Here is a 19,116-nt window from a genome sequence, read left to right as displayed (position 1 = left end):
CTCATTACCTCCCTATGCATTATGTTGCGTCAGGAGGCCTCCGCTTATGTAACCGCACATAAAAAAGCTGCCCCCTCGGGGACAGCTCTTTTTTTATCCTTTTCTAAGCGGCTCCAATATGCCTTTTTGAATCAGCAAGTGGAAAACGGAAAGCACGACGGATGCCCAAATGGCGGTGCCGAACCCGTCAATCTGAAAGCTGTCTCCCATCAAGGCAGCAGTCATCATTAACGTAATGGCGTTGATGACAAACAGAAAAAGGCCGAGGGTCACAACCGTGACAGGCAATGTCAATATGACGATGATCGGCTTGATCAGCACATTTAACACAGAAAGAATCACACTGGCGATGACAGCCGCTCCGATACTGCTGATATGGACGGAATCAAAATATCCCGCGATAACGATTAATAATAAAGCATTTACTAAAATGCTGACTGCCCATTTGATCATTTATTTCAAATCTCCTTCTAAAGGTACGACAAAACACCAGATAATATATACAATCGGCACGATTCCGCTCGTGACAAGCGCTAATACAACGGTTATGATGCGCAAAAGCGACGCATCCATATTGATGTACTCCGCCAAACCGCCGACGACACCGGCGATTTTACGGTTTTTTTCTGAACGGTAAAGTCTTTTCATCCAATCACCTCTGAGTATGCTTGAGCTTAATGGCTCCTGTTAACGATTCTGAGAAAATCGAGAGATGCTGATCATGGGCTTGATTTGATTCCAGCATCAGTTCTTTTTGAATGGTATCATTCTTTTCCTTTAAAATCTCCGCATCAATCAGCTCGTGGCTGAGAGAGCCGAGATTGCTTTTGAGCTCCGCTTTCACCGCCGAGTCATCAGGCAGGGCGATCTCCACATTTCCGGTCGTCGTTTTTGTGTAGATGGAGCGGCAGTGCGGCGCTGTCACGGTAAGGATGATATTGCCGTTAAAGCTTTGGACGTCTATAGATTCACTCGATCCGCGCAAATCAATCAAGCCGTTAATTGTTTCTGCTTCGATCGCGCCGCATTGATGGCCGGCCAGCTTGATTTGTCCGTTAGCCGTTTCCGCCGACGCTTTCTCAGCCGTCAGATGAGAGAACGACAGAACGCCGTTTGTCGTTTTCGCCGAGAATTCTTTTACATGTAAATGTTCCCCTCTGATCGGTCCGTTAAACAGTTTCACTCTTATCTTATCGTACTCTTTCTGAGGAACATAAAGCGTGACATTGGTTTTCATCGTTTTCTTTTCCGTGCGGACAAAAAACTTATTGCCCTTCATTTCACACTCAATGTGCTGAAGAAATGCGGTGCGCGCCGCCTCCTGACTGTCCGCCCGGTACACTTTCGCCTGGCACTCCGCTCTGACATCTTCATCCGCCCACGGTATGATATTGACGCTGCCGTTTGCAATCTGCATATCAATGGCTGAGAATTCACTGTCTTTAAATTGAAAAATATGCTGCACGTCGTGTGCGTGGCCGAAATTCAGATCGAGATCCGCTTCCTTCACTTTTTTGACAGCCGAATCAATCCACTCGAACAGCTTAGCACCGAGCGACGGCTTTTGGCTTTCTTTTGTCCCGCTTTTGAAGTCTTCCGCAGGTTCCTGGACCTCCGTTGATAATGCGGTGATCTGCTCTTCTTTTTCTTTATATTCATGATCCAGTTTTTCAATGAGCGTCAAAGCTTCCTGCGCCGTCAGCCTGCCTTCTTCCACAAGCTTTAAAATCCGTTCTTTCTCCTGTTTCATATAAAACTCCTCCCCCGACTTTTCTTACACCTGGCGTAATACCTTTATTCCCTGCACGATATTCCAAATGACCATTCCGATGAGGATCAGAAAATAAACAGCTGCTCCTGCTATCATAACAAAAACCGGAACCATACTCTCCCCCTGAGCCGTAATCGCTCCTCCGACAACACCGGCAATCACAATCAGCAATCCCGCAAACGGAATGATGTGAGAAATCAGGGCGCGCATGGCATGCCGCTTCGTCTCTTTTTCATCGACGACGAAGTAAGCCACAATCGGAAGAATAAGAGGCGCGAAAAACACGCTGAAATAACAGATGGATGCGATGATCGCTTGGTTTCGATTCAATAAAAACACTCCCTGTGCGGTAATGTAAAAGGCCCTTCATTATACATACGTATGACGAATGGGCGGGTTTCATTTTCATGCTAAAGGACATGCTTCGTTATACGTAATTTTTCATTTCAGAGATTTCACTATAGAATCTTTTCCCCTAACCGATTACAATATGTAACAAAGCCTGACCGTATGCAAGGAGGACATACCAAATGGAGAAAGATCCCGGAAACGACCAAGTAACGGAAGAAAGTCTGCGAAAATTGATTCGCGAACAGAAAAGAATGAACAGCGAAATGCTGGCTGAACTGGAACAGATCAAGGCGGCGCCTCTTCCCATTTCTCATGATATTCAATATATAAAAGTGCTGCTGGACAGCAGCAGCACTCATATTCTGCAGGACTTAATGCATTTAAGCAGACAGCTTCCCCAACAGAAGAAAAGCCTGTAGCACAACAGCCCAAAACCGATCGGTTTTGGGCTGTTCTTGTATCTGTTAAGTGGCTGCCGTTTCTTTTTCGGCCAGCAATGCTTTCATCCGTTTTTTATCACGTTCCATTACCGGTTTCAGATAGCGGCCCGTATATGATTCTTTCACTTCGATAATTTCTTCAGGCGTCCCGGAGGCTACGATCGTGCCGCCGCCCGCGCCGCCTTCAGGTCCGAGATCGACGATGTAGTCCGCCGTTTTAATGATATCGAGATTGTGTTCAATAACCAAAACGGTATCTCCGTTATCGACGAGTCTTTGAAGCACAACCAAAAGCCTTGCGATATCATCAACGTGGAGGCCTGTCGTCGGTTCGTCCAGAATATACAGCGTCCGGCCGGTGGAGCGCTTATGCAGTTCAGAAGCAAGCTTGACGCGCTGCGCTTCTCCGCCTGAGAGCGTCGTCGCAGGCTGACCGAGCGTCACATACCCGAGTCCGACATCGGCAAGCGTTTGAAGCTTGCGTTTGATTTTCGGGATATTTTCAAAGAAAGACAGAGCATCTTCCACCGTCATATCCAGAACATCAGAAATGCTTTTGCCTTTGTATGTGACCTCAAGCGTTTCCCGGTTGTAACGTTTGCCGTGGCACACTTCGCACGGGACGTACACGTCAGGAAGGAAATGCATCTCAATTTTGATGATGCCGTCGCCGCGGCAGGCTTCACAGCGCCCGCCTTTCACATTAAAGCTGAATCGGCCTTTTTTGTAGCCGCGCACCTTTGCTTCATTTGTCTGCGCGAACACATCGCGGATGTCATCAAACACACCCGTGTAAGTTGCCGGATTTGATCTCGGCGTCCGGCCGATCGGCGCCTGGTCGATATCGATCACTTTATCAAGATGGTCGAGGCCTTTGATCTCTTTATGGCTTCCCGGTTTCGCTTTGGCTTTATGAAGCTTTTGCGCAAGCGCCTTATGCAGAATTTCATTCACAAGCGTGCTTTTTCCGGAACCGGATACCCCTGTCACCGCCGTAAAAGTGCCGAGCGGGAATTTGGCGTTCGCTTTTTTCAGGTTGTTTTCCGTAGCGCCTTTGATTTCAATGTATCGGCCGTCAGGCTTTCTTCTCTCCGGAGGCATCGGGATGAATTGAGCCCCTGACAAATAACGTCCGGTCAGAGAATCCGCATCATTCATCACTTCTTCAGGCGTGCCCGCAGATATAACACGGCCGCCGTGAATGCCGGCGCCCGGTCCGATATCTATCAGATAATCGGCAGCCATCATCGTATCTTCATCATGCTCGACGACAATCAGTGTGTTGCCAAGATCTCTCATGTTTTTCAGCGCGCTGATCAAACGGTCATTGTCACGCTGATGCAGACCGATGGACGGCTCATCAAGAATGTACAGGACGCCTGACAAACGGGAGCCGATCTGCGTCGCAAGCCTGATACGCTGGGCTTCGCCGCCTGACAGCGTACCCGCCGCCCGGCTCAGCGTCAGATAATCAAGACCGACTTTATCTAAGAAACTGAGCCGTTCCACAATTTCTCTTAAAATTAAATCTGCAATCTGCATATCTTTCTCAGACAGCGTCAGGTTTTCGAAAAATTCCAGCGCATCGCCGACGGAAAGTTCGGTAATGGTTCCGATGTGGCGTCCGTTGACCAAAACGGCCAGCGCTTCTTTCTTCAGCCGGTAGCCTTTGCATGTCGGGCACGGCTTCTGTGACATATATTGCTCCATCTGTTCACGGATATAATCGGAGCTTGTCTCTTTATACCGTCTCTCAATATTGCGCAGCACGCCTTCAAATTCAATTTCATTCTCCCGCACTTGTCCGAAATCATTCTCGTATTTAAAGTAGATCCGTTCATTGCCGCTGCCGTACAGCACTTTATCAAGCTGATGCTTCGGCAGGTCTTTGACCGGAGTCTCCATATCGATGCCGTAATGGCGGCAGACCGCCTGAAGCAGCTGCGGATAATATTGTGAACTGATCGGCGTCCACGGTGCGATGGCGTGTTCTTTTAATGAGAGCTCAGGATTTGGAATGACGAGCTCCGGGTCCACTTCAAGCTTCAAACCGAGACCGTCGCAAGTCGGACAGGCGCCGAACGGGCTGTTAAACGAAAACAGCCGGGGCTCAAGCTCTCCGATGGAAAAACCGCAAATCGGGCAGGCGTGATGCTCGCTGAACATCAGCTCTTCCTGGCCGATGACATCTATCATCACACGGCCTTCTCCTAAGCGGAGGGCGGTTTCCAGTGAGTCGGAAAGCCGGGCGGCAACGCCTTCCTTGACGACAATCCGGTCAATGACTACTTCAATGGAATGCTTTTTGTTTTTTTCAAGTTCAATATCGTCGGAAAGCTCGGCCATTTCTCCGTCAATCCGCACCCTTACATACCCTTGCTTTCTGATTTGGTCAAGGACCTTAACATGGGCGCCTTTTCTGCCTGAGACCATCGGCGCAAGCACTTGAAGCTTCGTCCGCTCAGGATATTCAAGAATCCGGTCAACCATCTGTTCAATCGTTTGCGACGTAATTTCGATGCCGTGCTCCGGACAGTGCGGCTTACCGACTCTCGCGTATAAGAGCCGGAGATAATCATAAATCTCCGTTACCGTTCCGACGGTTGACCGCGGATTTCGGCTTGTCGTTTTCTGGTCAATGCTGATGGCCGGAGAAAGCCCTTCGATCGCATCAACGTCCGGCTTATCCATCTGCCCTAAAAATTGGCGTGCATAGGCAGAAAGCGATTCGACATACCGCCTCTGTCCTTCCGCGTAAATGGTGTCAAAAGCAAGGGATGATTTTCCCGATCCGGACAGACCCGTCACGACGACGAGCTGATCCCGCGGAATCGTTACATCAATGTTTTTTAAATTGTGCGCCCTTGCCCCTTTCACCTCGATCCGGTCAATTGCCATGTGTTCATCATCCTTCCGCTTTTAGCTCTAACAGTAAATCACGAAGCTCTGCCGCCCGCTCGAAATCAAGCGCTCTGGCCGCTTCTTTCATTTCATGCTCCATTTGCTCAACGACTTTCTGGCGTTCTTTCTTCGTCAGCTTCGTCAGCTTAGGCACGGCTTTTGTTTTGTATTCTTCTTTATCCTCAGCGGCCTGCGTCGCGCGGATCACATCGCGGATTTCCTTATTGATCGTTTGCGGCGTAATGCCGTGGATTTCGTTAAAATGCTCCTGCTGTTCCCGGCGGCGCTTCGTTTCATTCATCGCGATTTCCATCGAATGCGTGATTTTATCAGCATACATGATGACCCGGCCTTCTGCGTTTCTCGCTGCCCGTCCGATCGTCTGAATCAGCGAACGCTCAGAACGGAGGAAGCCTTCTTTATCCGCATCCAGAATGGCGACAAGCGACACTTCCGGAATATCAAGACCTTCCCTCAGCAGGTTGATGCCGACCAGCACATCATATTTTCCGAGCCGGAGGTCACGGATGATTTCAATCCGTTCAAGCGTCTTAATCTCGGAATGCAGATAATTGACCTTGATGCCGATTTCTTTCAGATAATCGGTCAGATCCTCTGACATTTTTTTCGTTAAAGTCGTTACGAGCACGCGCTCATTCCGTTCTATCCTCGCCTGAATCTCGCCGATCAGATCATCAATCTGTCCCTCGATCGGCCGGACATCAATGAGAGGGTCGAGCAGTCCCGTCGGCCTGATGATCTGTTCGATCATTTCCGGCGTATGCTCAATCTCATACGGTCCCGGAGTAGCCGACACGTACACGATATTGTGCATATGTTTCTCAAATTCCTCGAATCGGAGCGGACGGTTGTCAAGCGCTGACGGCAGGCGGAACCCATGATCGACAAGCACCTGTTTTCTTGCCTGGTCACCGTTGAACATGCCGCGCACCTGCGGAATCGTCACATGTGATTCATCAACGACGATCATAAAATCGTCCGGAAAATAATCAAGCAGCGTATACGGCGTAGACCCCGGAGGACGGAGCGTCAAGTGTCTTGAATAGTTCTCAATGCCCGAACAGAAACCCATTTCCCGCATCATTTCAAGATCATATCTCGTCCGCTGCTCAAGCCGCTGCGCTTCAAGGAGCTTGCCGTTTTCGCGCATGACTTTCAAGCGCTCCTCAAGCTCCTGTTCAATGTTCAGAATCGCTTTTTCCATCTTTTCCGCCCGGGTGACGAAGTGGGAAGCCGGGAAAATCGCGACATGATCGCGGTCGCCGAGAATCTCTCCGGTCAAAGCGTCAACTTCTCTGATCCGCTCTATCTCGTCTCCGAAAAATTCCACTCTGATACAATGTTCGTCACGGGAAGCCGGGAAAATTTCCACAACGTCGCCGCGCACGCGGAACGTCCCCCGCTTAAAGTCGATATCATTGCGGGCATACTGGATATCCACAAGCTTTCTCAGCAGCTCGTTCCGCTCAATCTCCATTTCCGGTCTGAGCGACACGACCATCTCCCGGTATTCTTCAGGCGAACCGAGACCGTATATGCATGACACACTCGCAATGATAATGACATCTCTCCGTTCAAACAGAGAGGATGTCGCGGAGTGCCGCAGTTTATCAATTTCATCGTTAATGCTTGCGTCTTTCTCTATAAATGTATCCGTTTGAGGCACATACGCCTCCGGCTGATAGTAATCGTAGTAGCTGACAAAATATTCGACAGCGTTGTTCGGAAAAAACTCCTTAAACTCGCTGTACAGCTGTCCGGCAAGGGTTTTGTTATGGGCAATGACCAATGTCGGCTTATTGACTTCTTTAATCAGATTGGACACGGTAAAGGTTTTGCCCGTCCCTGTCGCACCCAGGAGAGTCTGATGTTTTCTGCCTTCCTGTATGCCTTTGACAAGCTTCTCAATCGCTTGCGGCTGATCTCCCTGGGGCTGATATTTCGAGACTAACTCAAAACGATCTTTCACAAAAAAGCCTCCGTTTCTTTACGAAATCTTCCTATTGATATAGTAACACAATGACGGGCAAAATCACTAAAAATACGAACTAAAGTTCGATGGTTTGTTTTTACCAAGTCAATTTTTGTATAAAAAACCTGCTTTTATGGCGTAAAAGCAGGCTTCCATTTCATATTCACCATGTCAGGCACTGTCTTTCTTTTTGTCTGCTTCTTTTTTGGCCATGTACAGCCCGCCGGCTACCAATGATACGACATCCAATCCAACAATGAAATACGTTTCGGTGTAACCTTTTAAATAGGATGCGAAAAGCAGTGCGGCTGTGAGAGCGATCGCCACATAGTGGTTAAAAGTGACCCGCGTAAAAAGGACGACCAGCATAAAAGGGAAACATAATGCAAAAACGGCTTTTGTAATCACAAAAACCCTCCTCGGGAATTCTTCATCTCATCTGATTATAGTAAAAAATGAAGAATCGGACAATCGTTCCCCTGCTTTCACAATACCCTTTTTCAGCAGTCTTCAATCATCTGTCAGAAAAAATGTGAATGTAAATCTATTGAACCATTAATGAAATGAACCAAATTGCCTTTCTTCAGCCGAAAGGAGGAGAAGGATTAGGTCTTTGTGTCTTTGACAGTTTCTTCCTCCCTCTTTACAATGTAATGATAGTGTTTACTATCATTTTCTTGGATGAAGAAAAAAGGGGGTTATACCGCATGTATTCAGTACGATTTCAAAAAGCGGAAGAATCGAGCCGCTCAGCAGGCGCAAAAGGAATGAACCTGATTAAACTGACGAAAAACGGCCTGCCCGTTCCCGACGGTTTTGTCATTCAGACAAATGCGCTGACGCGTTTTATGGAAGATAACCGGCTTCAGGCAGAAGAGGAAGAGATGGAGCGCGCCATTATAAACGGCACGTTTTCAAAAGAGCTCCGCGATGAGCTGATTGCCTCTTTTTATGAATTGAGAGAATCATACGCCTCTGTTGCCGTACGTTCCTCGTCTGCGTCCGAAGATCTTGAAGGCGCTTCTTTCGCGGGCCAGTACGAAACCTATTTAAATATCAAAACAGAAGAAGAGTTTCTCGGAAAAGTGAAAGAATGCTGGGCTTCCTTCTTTTCGGCTCGGGTCAGCGGTTATAAAGAGAAAATGAACAATGACACTGCAGAACCGCTAATGGGCGTTGTCGTCCAAGGGCTGATCAATTCTGAGGTATCAGGGGTCATTTTCAGCCGAAACCCCGTCACACATGATGACGGAGAACTGATGATCAGCGCGAGCTACGGTCTCGGAGAAGCAATCGTTTCCGGAAGCGTGACGCCCGACACATTTATCGTCAATAAAGACACATTCCGGATTGACAAAGAAATCGGTTTAAAAGAAATGTATATCGTTTCTCAAAAGGAAGGCGTAACCGAAAAAGAAACGTCCGCTGACATGAGAAACCGCTTCTGCCTTGATGACGAGAGCATCAAAGAACTTGCCATGCTGACGATAAAGACGGAAGAACTGTACGGTTATCCCGTGGATCTTGAATTCGGATTTGCCGAAAATAAGCTGTATCTGCTTCAGGCCAGACCGATTACAACGATCGCGCAGGATCAGAAAGCGGCAGACGAAGAACGGGAATTTATCATGACGCCTCGGGACCAGAAAGATTTTTGGCTCAATATGGAGTCCAATATAGAAGGCCCCATCAGCCCGTTATTCGCCTCTCTCATTGTGCCTGCTTTAGAATACGGCCTCAAAGAGAGTACGAAGGCCTTCCCTGTGATGGGCATCGAGATTGAGCGTGTCAAGCTCCACCAGGGCCATGTTTTTTCCAGACAGCATAAGACGGACGACAACCTGCCCGCAGAACAGTTAGAAGCGCTTTTTCCCGTTTTGGCTGACCGCATGTATGATATTATTCATGAAACCTTTCTGCCTTTTTATCAAAAGCTGGACGGACTGGCGCATAAAAATCATACACCGGAGACTGCCCTTGAGGCGTTCCGAAACCTGCAAGAATTCTATTTAAAAGGATATGAAGAACATTTCAACATTGTCTTTCCGCAAATTGCGTTAAATATGACACTGGAGTCCATGTACGGACAGATTGAAAAAGACAACGCCTCCCTTCTGTATGAAATGCTGGCCGGCGTCATGAATAAATCACTGGAAACCGACAGACAGCTTTGGCTGCTTTCCGGACAAGTAAAAGACAATCCTGAACTGCTGCGCGTTTTTACTGCTTTTCAGGCCGACGAGCTTCATCAGACGCTTCTGCAATCAGATGAAGGAAAACGCTTTCTCGAACAAGTCGGCGAATTTTTACAAGAATACGGATGGAGATCAGTAAAAAGCCATGATCTGATCGAAGAAACGTGGGCGGAAAATCCTTATTTCGCTTTGGCTAACATTCAAAACTATGTCCGGAACGGCTACGATTTTGACAGTGAGTTTCATAAAACGATAGAAAAACGCAAACAGCTTTACGCCGCCTTCATGAATAGAATTGAAGATGACGGCTTCCGGGAGACGTTTGACCGTTATTATCAGTGGGCGTTATCTGCATCCGTCATCATAGATGATCACCATTTTTATATCGATGCGATGCTGGACGCCAAAGCGCGCCTTTGTCTCTTGAAAATCGGCGAGCTGCTGCAAAAACAAGGCGTGATCGATGACCGGGAGGATATGTGGTACTTATACAGCGATGAAGTCGAGAAAGCGCTGGTTACGCCTGTTCCAATGAAGGAAAAAACCGCTGAACGTAAACAGCTCTTCCAGCAATATCAGCTGCTTGAAGCGCCCGCTTATCTCGGCACACCGACGCCCGAACAGCTGAAAGCCGCTGAGCAGGTTACAGGCGCCATCACAGAAGATGAAAAAAACACTGAACATCATATTTACGGACTTGCAGCGTCAAGCGGAATCGCAAGCGGCCCGGTGAAAGTCATTCGTGACGCAAGTGATTTTTCCCGTTTTTCATCAGGAGATGTGCTTGTCTGCAAAATGACGACACCGCTTTGGACCAGTCTGTTTCAGGATGCAAAGGCCGTCGTTACGGATACGGGCGGCATCCTGTCACATGCGGCGATCATCGCAAGAGAATACGGGCTTCCCGCTGTTCTCGGCACACGTGTCGCGACTGACAGGCTCAATGACGGAGATATCGTCTCGGTAGACGGCACAAACGGACAGATTACGATAGTCAAACGCGCTTCATGCTAGGTTTCCCTCTTTATTGACGGGCAGGGCGGGTGTATACTTGTCCTGCCAGTATTTACGCGAGGTGAAACATGTTGAGAACGACGAACAAGAGAATTCTTGACGCTGCGATGAATCTTATCATTCAAAAAGGATACCGCGCCGCGACAACAAAAGAAATCGCAGAAAGAGCGAATGTAAGTGAAGCAACGATTTTTCGTAATTTTAAAAACAAGCAAGGACTAATGAAAGCCATGATTGAGCAGCAGGCACCGGTACCGGAAAGCGTGATCACCAAGGCGGAAGGCAATCTGTATGAGGATCTTCTTCATTTCGCCACGACCCTTTTGCAGCGATTGGAACAAAAAAAAGAGGTGTTCCGCATCTGCCTGCGCGAACCGGAATTATTCGAAGACGTCCTGCAGGATATTGTCGTATATCCGCAATCCGTGAAAAAGGATTTAATCGTTTACTTTAAGGAACTGACAAAGAAAAATAGGATAAGCCCCGGCAGCGAAGAAGCTAATGCAGACGTCTTTATGACAATGATTTTCGGTTATTTTATGCACCGGCTGCAGCTGGGGAAAAGAGTCATCACTCTTTCTGAAGAAACGATGCTGAAACACAGCACTGAGATTTTTATTAAAGGAATTATCAGCCGGTAATGTCCGGCTCCTAGGAGGATGAAGGATGAGTTCAAAGAAAGAATGGGCGCTGATCGTTTCGCTTTTGCTGGGAGCCATACTCGTTCCCATCAATTCTACGATGATCGCAGTCGCTCTTTCATCCATTTCCCGCTCATTCAGCGAATCAATTGCCAGCATCACATGGGTCGTGACGGTGTATTTAATTGTGATGGCCGTGACACAGCCCATTGCCGGCAAGCTCGGTGATATGTACGGAAATAAAAAAATGTATTTATGGGGTGTCGGCCTTTTTCTGATCGCTTCATTGGGGTGCGCCCTCTCGCCAAGTCTTTTCTTATTGATTTTCTTCCGGGCGCTTCAGGCTGCCGGCGGCGCTTTGCTTACGCCAAACAGCATCGCCATCATCCGCCATGTCGTGTCCGAAAAACGGCTTCCGAAAGTATTTGGTTTTTTCGGCCTCGGTGCCGGGCTGGGCGCAGCTCTCGGTCCGTTTATCGGGTCACTTTTAATCGAGAGTTTCAGCTGGCATTCGATCTTTTGGGTCAACATTCCGTTTCTGGCGATCGCACTCGGGACGGCATTTATCATGTTTCCTAAATATAAAGAAGAAACCTCTGACGCGCCGCTTGATATCATCGGATCCGTTCTGCTTGCCGGGAGCATTGTTTCTATTATTCTTCTGACGAAAAATGAAAGCTCTTTGGGCTATTGGGTGTACGCGCTGCTCATTCTTTTATTTGTTCCGTTATTTTTCAGGCGGGAGCTGCGCACGAAACATCCGATTATTGATTTTGACCTGTTTAAAAACACAACCTTTACAAGCGCCAATCTGTCCGTTCTGTTAAGCAATTTAATGATGTATGCCGTGTTATTGATTATGCCGCTCTTTATGACCGGCCACTTCAGCATGAATACGTCGCACAGCGGTATGGCTCTTTCAGTCTTTTCCATTTTTATGTCCGCCAGCAACTGGGGCGGAGCTCAGCTGCATCACAAATGGGGCGCGCGAAGAATGATTTTTCTGTCCTTCGGGCTGATGGCCGGAGCCAATCTTTTATTTCTGCTTTTGGTTTATTCCCATTCCGTCCCGTTCCTTATGGCATCGCTTATTGTGGGGGGCATCGCGTCCGGTGCGGGGCTGACGAGCATGCAGGTGTCTTCTCTTGCGACGGTAGAACCGGGCATGTCCGGTATCGCATCCGGGATTTTTTCCACCTTCCGTTATTTCGGAAGCATTATTTCTTCAGCACTGATCGGTTTAATCTCCGGATTTCACATTCTGTTTATAATATTGATCGGCGTATCTGTGATCGGCTTGTTCGTATCGCTGGGAATTAAGTCCGGCGAAACCGTTGATACGAAAAAAAGCCATTCGGCGTAAACAAAAAAAGGTTCCGTGAGCACCCGCTTTCCGGAACCTTTTCTAGTTTTCCTTCTTATTTTTCTCTCTCAAAGTGTCACCTCACTCCCCCACTGTACATTTAATTGTACTTCTCTATCTCTCGCTGCTCTGCCAGCAACAAACTCACCATATCACTATAGCTATTCAAACCGTCTGTCTGATTATTTGCCTTCAGATATACGTCATTTACATTTCTTGAAATACTTGAAATAACACCCTCATACTTATCCCGGTACTGCTCATTTTGTTCTATATCATGCCGCACCGCTTTGGACAGACTGGACATTATATCAGACGCCTGATCTGGATCCACTTTCTTTAGCTCAGATATAGAATAATCAAATGCCAGAAATAAACCACTGTATAGTATCATTGGATCATCCTGCTGCTTACATGCCAGATAAGCTATAAAATTAGCCTCATCCTCATGCATGAAACCACTCTGATGTGCCAATTCATGCGCCATAGTAGCAGGCACCAAAAAAACTGGCACATTAACATTGATATTGGATTCATAAGTAAAAGGGACAAAAATACCATGTATCCCTGCATGCGACATTAGTTTTGACATCACCACTGGTTTTGGTGTTGAATATGAATGCTCCAAAACAGGATATTTCTTTGATAACATTTGCATCGAGAACACTGCGTGTTGTGCATAATAATCAAAAACCTCTGGTACATGAGCCAAAAGATCAGTATCCGCTAACTTTTCCCTTGCCAATTCCATTTCAACGGCAAGTGACTTACTCAATTTAACCAGTTCTTCCTTGCTGTAGTTCTCTTCTTTATATTCGGTATGAGACAAAAAAGAATATCTGTAATAGTTTATTCCACCCAAAATAGTATAACAAAAATATATCACGCTACAGATCGTAACTATTCCTAGAGCACCACGATAAACTACCATCCTACGTACACCTTTACTCATGATAACCTTGCGCACATAATAAACGATATAAAATAGAAAAAGTAACACAACCAACACTACGAGCCATTCACTAACAGAAAATGTGACCCAAGAAGGTACAAGTCCTACTGTTTTTGACAATAACGGATATACAGACCTACTGTATTTCTCCGCCCAATCCTGATGGTTCTGCGCGTATTTTGTCAGTATGTAAGCTATAACTCCAAGTGAAATCAACGGTAATCTCTTAAGTAAAAGCTTTTTTATAATGTACTCCCCCTATCCAACATAACCATTATAATCAGTTATTCTTAATATATATCCTTCTAAAGATTCATCTTCTAAAGGTTTTGGAGTTAGCAATAACCTTTCCAATAAGCCATACCTCTCCTTCATTTATTTTTTTATTATTTCAAAATAAAACAGCTAAGAAAATATAATTTTCTTAGCTGTTTTACTTTCTAACTGATTTTGAAATCTAGTTTAGGAGTTCTTGAAACTATTCCGAATAATTATGAAAAATCACATTATAATGCTGTCATTTCTTCTTGCTCATGTTCATCCTGAACGAATAAAATACCTAATTCATGATGTTCGCCTTCATAGGACGCGCGCTGATCAAACCGGATCTCACCATTCAGGCCGATGATCTCCATTTTTACAAATGCGCGGTTTTTTTGAAGTGCTTCGTAAAAATCCGATACATGCTTTACGGGAATGCCGTTTACTTTCGTTATAATCTCACCGATCTTCAGCTCAAGATCTTCCGCGGGCGTATTCGGAATGATGCCGAGCACCATTAAGCCCTGATCCCGCTTAGAGAAATAAAACGGAGCCGCGTTATCGTTCAGCCGCTGTCTCAATGATAAGAACAGGCGTCCGAGCACCGCAATACAAGCGGCAGCACCGGCAAGCGGACTCCACCAAAGGGCCGCTGCCCCGAACGCGGTGACGATAATCCCGAGAATCATGACACGCTTCGCCGTTATCCGTATGCTGACTTCTGGCAGGGATCCCTGCACACGCTGTCCGAAGCCGGCGATATAAGGAATCCAGATCAGATGGAAAGAGCCGCCCGGCACGGTAAAGACAGGCCACCAAGAAAGGTGTGACTCAAGCCCGCTGCCCGGCACCAATAAGAAAAGCGGAAGCAGCCATGCGCGATTCGCCAATTGACGGCCGATGGGCAGACCTCTGCTGCTGACGACAAGCGCCGGAGATGTTTTCAGGTGCGCTGAACGGTAAGCAGCCGCTCCCTCCGTGATGATCAAAAGGCCCATAAACACGGCCGCTGATGCCCAATTCACGCCGAATGCCTGCGGAAACCGATCCGCAAACGGCACTGTGTGGGTATACTGAAGGATAAACGCAATCAACATGCCGGCGCTGACAATATAAGCTGATGACAGCCAGTTCATACGGAACGTCAGCGATGCCAAAGCCGTCACAGCCGCAATTATGCCGAGAAGACCGAATGGAATCGAAATTCCCAGTCCAAAAAATAATATGGAGAGAAGAATACCCGGTATAAGCCCTTTTATGTATGTAAAGATAAGCTCGTCATACATATCTGCGATTTTTGTATGAAACGTATGGCGTTCACGTTTAATCCGCAAATATCCGCATGCGAGACTTATGATGATAAAAAACCAAAACATCGGGTGCAAAAAAAACAGACCGATACTTTTCAGAAGTTCAATTCCCCATTGAACAGACATTGCTTTCACCGCCTCAAGCCAAACATTTTAATTCTATTCTACCAAATAATCATTGGCTTGAATATCTCAAACGTCTATCTCTCTTCCGTCATCCACAACGTCACGTTTGAGAGAGAGAAATCTTTCAGATAGTGGTCGACTTCCACCTCGATTACACCGCTGATCAAAAGCATGGACCGTTTAATATCCGTCAGATTGATTCCTAAACGCTTATGGTTTTTCATTAAGTAGGTGAAATAATGCTTTGCACACTCCTCATTGATATCGTGAACACATTCAACATTTGTGTAATTGACCAGGTATCTGCTGAACAGCATAAGAAGACTTAGTGCTTTTGTTGATGAAAATGTAACGTCTTTTGTTCGGTCTTTTAGTTGTTCCACTAATTCATAATATTTTTTTTCACGCACAATACTTGCCCTCTTCAATTGTGAACCCCCATTTTTTTATCCAGATAAGCACGGGTGATTACAGCTGCCGTGCTGAAGCGCCGCAAACACTTCTGCTTTCAATACTGAAATGCAGCTGCCAAACTAAAAAACTGTTCTCTATTAGAACCTTCTTTTATTGTAAGAACTAAAACTGACTGAGGCAACTTTCAAAAGTTTCATTTTGAATACATATTAACTCGGCATAAAGTCTCTCTTCCATATAAATATCGGGTAATGTTTGTCCTTTATAAATGTTTAAATGTGAAAATTTTTTTAATATCTTGTCAAAATCGTCATAATTATATGTCTTTTGGTTCATTTATGAGACATGATAAAAGAAACAGGAGGCTTAAAAAAAGCCTCCTTTTCATTTATTTAACAAATAATGATTTTAACGCCATTTGCAGCTGTATATCATTTTTTTCGTCAGATTTCTTCTCATTCATCAGCTGATTCATTTTTTCCGCTGTTTGTTTGTCAATGACAGCTGTTTTATCAAGTTTGTACCGATCTTGGAACGCCATGACGGCTTTTTTCATTGTGCCGCTGAAATAGCCGTCCGCCCTGCCCGGGTCGAAACCCAAACCTTTCAGCAGGATTTGCGCGTGTTTGACATCTGCGCTGTTCATATCAGGCTGAAGCGGCTGTTTCAGCTGAAGCGGTCCCGCCGCAAAATAATCCGGCTGGCTTACGGCGATTGTCGGAGTAATGCCTTTTTTGTGAATCCAATTGCCTTTCGGCGTCAGCCATTTGTAAAGCGTCAATTTAATGTTGCTGCCGTCTCCCATCGGCACGGCCTGCTGTACCGTTCCTTTACCGAAGGAGGTATCACCGACAACGTCATAATGCCCCGCTTCTTTCAGCGCGCCCGCAAGAATTTCTGAAGCAGAAGCGCTTCCTTTATCCGTAATGACATTAACGGGATACGGCTTCTTATGTTTTAAAGTTGAGAAATATTGTTTTTTATCTCCGTTGCGTTCCGCGATTTGGATATACGGCATGTCTTTTGTGACGAAATGCTTTAAAATCTGTTCGACGCTTTGAAGGTAGCCGCCGGGATTTCCTCTTACGTCAAGAACGAGTCCGTCAATCCCTTGTTTCTCAAGCTTTTTCAGCGCCGCGGCGAAGTCCTGAGCAGTATGCTCGGAAAATGTCGATATAGCGATGTAGCCGACATGATGCCCGCCTGATTCCTTACGGGAAGCAAATACGGTTTCCAGCGGGATTTCCGCTCTTTTAATCCGGAATGACAGCTGTTTTTCAGTGCCCGGACGATGTATTTTAATAGAAACTTTCGATCCTTTTTTCCCTCTGATTTTCAGCACGGCTTCATTTAAATCTTTCCCGTTCATTGACTCGCCGTTTATACTGATGATTTCATCATTCGGCTTGAGGCCTGCCTTTTCAGCCGGAGATTGCTTAAACGGTGATACGATAATGATTTTATTCTCTTCCATACCGACTTCAGCGCCGATCCCTTCAAAAGATGAATCCAGAGAATCGGAAAACTGCTTGGCGGTCTGCTTGTCCATATAAACGGAATAAGGGTCGTTTAATGTAGACAGCATCCCCTGAATCGCTCCTTCAAGAAGCTTTTCTTTATCCACATTTTCCACATATTCGTTCGAGATCAGCTCATATGCTTTTTCAATTTTTTCCATTGCCTGGCTTCTTTCTGCTTCTGATGATTTCTGCTGTGCCGCCCCGGCAATATGGGCTCCGCCGCACAAGATGCTGACGGCCGCTATCGCTGCGATTATTTTCTGCTTCATCGTTTACCTCCTCTTAGTCCTTTTACGAAAACCTGGAGATAGTATGTGTAAACTGAAAAGAATTCATGTAACGGCAACAAAAAAACGGAACCGATAGATTGTTTCATATAAATGGGTAACGTATAATAATTTGTATGCAATTCATTAAATATACAGGAGAATGCGATATGAAAATAAAATTATCGATTTTATCCGCGGCGGTGCTGGCCGCAGGCATTACCGCCTTTGTCTGGCAAAAAACAGAGGCCAATGAAAAATCACAGGCTGACGCTCTGTATGTTTCTCCCGCGGGAAACGATCAAAATGACGGAACGAAAGAAAAGCCGTTCCGCACATTGAAGCATGCGGCGGAAAAGGCGGAGGCCGGAACAACAGTATTGATTCGGGAAGGAACGTACGACGAAACATTTGAAGTAAAGCACAGCGGGACGGCGAAAAAGCCGATTACATTTCAGAACTATCAGAATGAGCATGTCACCATCAGCGGCAAATCTGCACCTAAAAGCGATTCTGAAACACCATTAATTCAAATCAGCAATAAACAGTACATTACCATTCACGGCATTACGCTTGAAAACCTATCCGTCTCATCAGAAGATGCGACAGCCATGGGCATCTATGTCACCGGATCAAGCAGTCATATCGCCATTGACGGCAACCATATCCGGAACATTAAAACAACGGCTGATGAGGGAAATGCACACGGCATCGCGTTTTACGGCTCGGGCGCCATGAAGGATGTCAGCATCACAAATAACACGGTTGAAAAACTGACGCTCGGCGCAAGCGAAGCGGTCGTGCTGAACGGGAATGTTGACGGTTTTAAGATCGCCGGCAATACCATCCGGAACAACAACAATATCGGGATTGACGTGATCGGCTACGAAGGAACTTCCAAGCAAAACGACTATGCGCGAAACGGCGTCATTGAAAACAATACGGTGAGCCATAACTCTTCTTACGGAAACCCCGCCTACGGCAATGAATACTCCGCGGGCGGTATATACGTTGACGGCGCAGAACATGTGGACATTAAGAAAAACACCGTTTACAACAATGACCTCGGCATTGAAGCCACTTCCGAGCATAAAGGGAAGTACGCACAAGATATACGGATTACGGATAACAAAGTGTACAACAATGCTTACACGGGTATTTCAATCGGGGGATATGACACAAAACGAGGCGGCACAATCAATTCCGTGATCGCTCACAATATTATGTACCGAAATGACACGAAGGACCTTGACGGCGGCCAGCTGCTGCTCCAGTACGATACAAAAGGGAACACCATCGAAAAGAACATCTTGACGGCAAGCGGTTCACGGATTTTTATCGCAAATGATTATACGAAAAACGAAGGCAATACCGTTAATCATAACGTCTATCACAAAGAAGCGGGAAAAGACGGCATTTGGAATTGGAAGAACAAAGAATATGATTCATTCGCAGATTACAAAAAAGGATCGGCAAATGATTCGAATTCCATATATGCCGATCCGATGTACCGTGACGAATCGTCTTATGACTTTACATTAAAGCCGGGATCACCGGCCCTGCCCGTCATTCAATAACAGAACCATCAAAAAAAGCCA

Annotated in this window: 16 protein-coding genes; 5 read left to right on the top strand and 11 right to left on the bottom strand. The window is 46.2% G+C overall.

Features of this window, described 5'->3' with window-relative positions; all coding sequences use genetic code 11:
- Positions 1-93 precede the first annotated feature (93 nt).
- The 4 genes from Y79_RS0111425 to Y79_RS0111410 are packed head-to-tail and all read right to left on the bottom strand — an operon-like array spanning position 94 to position 2,101.
- Positions 94-453: a phage holin family protein gene (locus Y79_RS0111425; protein ID WP_014418984.1), complete on the bottom strand. Its 360-nt coding sequence runs from the start codon at positions 451-453 to the stop codon at positions 94-96.
- Entirely contained in the window at positions 454-648 is a 195-nt protein-coding gene (locus Y79_RS0111420) for a PspC domain-containing protein (RefSeq protein WP_003151448.1), read from the bottom strand. It lies immediately after the preceding gene.
- A 4-nt stretch (positions 649-652) separates the two neighbouring features.
- Positions 653-1,750: a DUF4097 family beta strand repeat-containing protein gene (locus Y79_RS0111415; RefSeq protein ID WP_016937801.1), complete on the bottom strand. Its 1,098-nt coding sequence runs from the start codon at positions 1,748-1,750 to the stop codon at positions 653-655.
- A gap of 24 nt (positions 1,751-1,774) precedes the next feature.
- Entirely contained in the window at positions 1,775-2,101 is a 327-nt protein-coding gene (locus tag Y79_RS0111410; RefSeq protein WP_016937800.1) for a hypothetical protein, read from the bottom strand.
- A 200-nt stretch (positions 2,102-2,301) separates the two neighbouring features.
- Between Y79_RS0111410 and Y79_RS0111405 the strand changes: the two genes are divergently transcribed.
- Positions 2,302-2,541 (top strand): hypothetical protein, encoded by a 240-nt coding sequence (locus Y79_RS0111405; protein ID WP_016937799.1) that lies wholly within the window; start codon positions 2,302-2,304, stop codon positions 2,539-2,541.
- A gap of 45 nt (positions 2,542-2,586) precedes the next feature.
- On the opposite strand, the gene uvrA is transcribed toward Y79_RS0111405, so the two are convergent.
- From uvrA to Y79_RS0111390, 3 genes are all read right to left on the bottom strand, one after another.
- Positions 2,587-5,460, bottom strand: coding sequence for an excinuclease ABC subunit UvrA (gene uvrA, locus Y79_RS0111400; protein WP_016937798.1), 2,874 nt, complete (start codon positions 5,458-5,460; stop codon positions 2,587-2,589).
- 7 nt (positions 5,461-5,467) lie between these two features.
- On the bottom strand, positions 5,468-7,453 hold the full coding sequence (gene uvrB / locus Y79_RS0111395; RefSeq protein ID WP_016937797.1) for an excinuclease ABC subunit UvrB: 1,986 nt from the start codon (positions 7,451-7,453) through the stop codon (positions 5,468-5,470).
- 174 nt (positions 7,454-7,627) lie between these two features.
- Positions 7,628-7,864 carry a CsbA family protein gene (locus Y79_RS0111390; protein ID WP_016937796.1) on the bottom strand — a complete coding sequence of 79 codons (237 nt, stop codon included), beginning with the start codon at positions 7,862-7,864 and terminating at the stop codon, positions 7,628-7,630.
- 299 nt (positions 7,865-8,163) lie between these two features.
- On the opposite strand from Y79_RS0111390, the gene Y79_RS0111385 reads away from it, so the two are divergent.
- The 3 genes from Y79_RS0111385 to Y79_RS0111375 all read left to right on the top strand — a co-directional run bounded on the left by Y79_RS0111385 (position 8,164) and on the right by Y79_RS0111375 (position 12,669).
- The gene (locus Y79_RS0111385) at positions 8,164-10,665 is read left to right on the top strand and encodes a PEP/pyruvate-binding domain-containing protein (protein WP_016937795.1); all 2,502 of its coding nucleotides are present in this window, start codon (positions 8,164-8,166) and stop codon (positions 10,663-10,665) included.
- Positions 10,666-10,736: 71 nt separating this feature from the next.
- Entirely contained in the window at positions 10,737-11,306 is a 570-nt protein-coding gene (locus Y79_RS0111380) for a TetR/AcrR family transcriptional regulator (RefSeq protein ID WP_016937794.1), read from the top strand.
- A 25-nt stretch (positions 11,307-11,331) separates the two neighbouring features.
- A complete protein-coding gene (locus Y79_RS0111375; RefSeq protein WP_016937793.1) occupies positions 11,332-12,669 on the top strand; it encodes an MFS transporter in 1,338 nt (445 codons plus the stop codon).
- A gap of 100 nt (positions 12,670-12,769) precedes the next feature.
- Here the strand turns inward: Y79_RS0111375 and Y79_RS0111370 are convergent, their stop codons facing one another.
- The 4 genes from Y79_RS0111370 to ctpB all read right to left on the bottom strand — a co-directional run bounded on the left by Y79_RS0111370 (position 12,770) and on the right by ctpB (position 17,521).
- Entirely contained in the window at positions 12,770-13,837 is a 1,068-nt protein-coding gene (locus Y79_RS0111370) for a DUF3810 domain-containing protein (protein ID WP_016937792.1), read from the bottom strand.
- Positions 13,838-14,127: 290 nt separating this feature from the next.
- A complete protein-coding gene (gene minJ / locus Y79_RS0111365) occupies positions 14,128-15,318 on the bottom strand; it encodes a cell division topological determinant MinJ (RefSeq protein WP_016937791.1) in 1,191 nt (396 codons plus the stop codon).
- A gap of 74 nt (positions 15,319-15,392) precedes the next feature.
- A complete protein-coding gene (gene swrA / locus Y79_RS0111360; protein ID WP_012118562.1) occupies positions 15,393-15,746 on the bottom strand; it encodes a swarming motility protein SwrAA in 354 nt (117 codons plus the stop codon).
- Between the two features lie 374 nt (positions 15,747-16,120).
- The gene (gene ctpB / locus Y79_RS0111355) at positions 16,121-17,521 is read right to left on the bottom strand and encodes a carboxy-terminal processing protease CtpB (RefSeq protein ID WP_029575300.1); all 1,401 of its coding nucleotides are present in this window, start codon (positions 17,519-17,521) and stop codon (positions 16,121-16,123) included.
- Between the two features lie 167 nt (positions 17,522-17,688).
- Here ctpB and Y79_RS0111350 point away from each other — a divergent pair, with 167 nt between their 5' ends.
- Positions 17,689-19,095: a right-handed parallel beta-helix repeat-containing protein gene (locus Y79_RS0111350; RefSeq protein ID WP_016937790.1), complete on the top strand. Its 1,407-nt coding sequence runs from the start codon at positions 17,689-17,691 to the stop codon at positions 19,093-19,095.
- Positions 19,096-19,116 lie beyond the last annotated feature (21 nt).

It is taken from the genome of Bacillus siamensis KCTC 13613, from assembly GCF_000262045.1.
GTDB lineage: Bacteria > Bacillota > Bacilli > Bacillales > Bacillaceae > Bacillus > Bacillus siamensis.
Note: the sequence above shows the minus strand (reverse complement) of the source record. Positions and strands in the feature narration are given on the sequence as shown.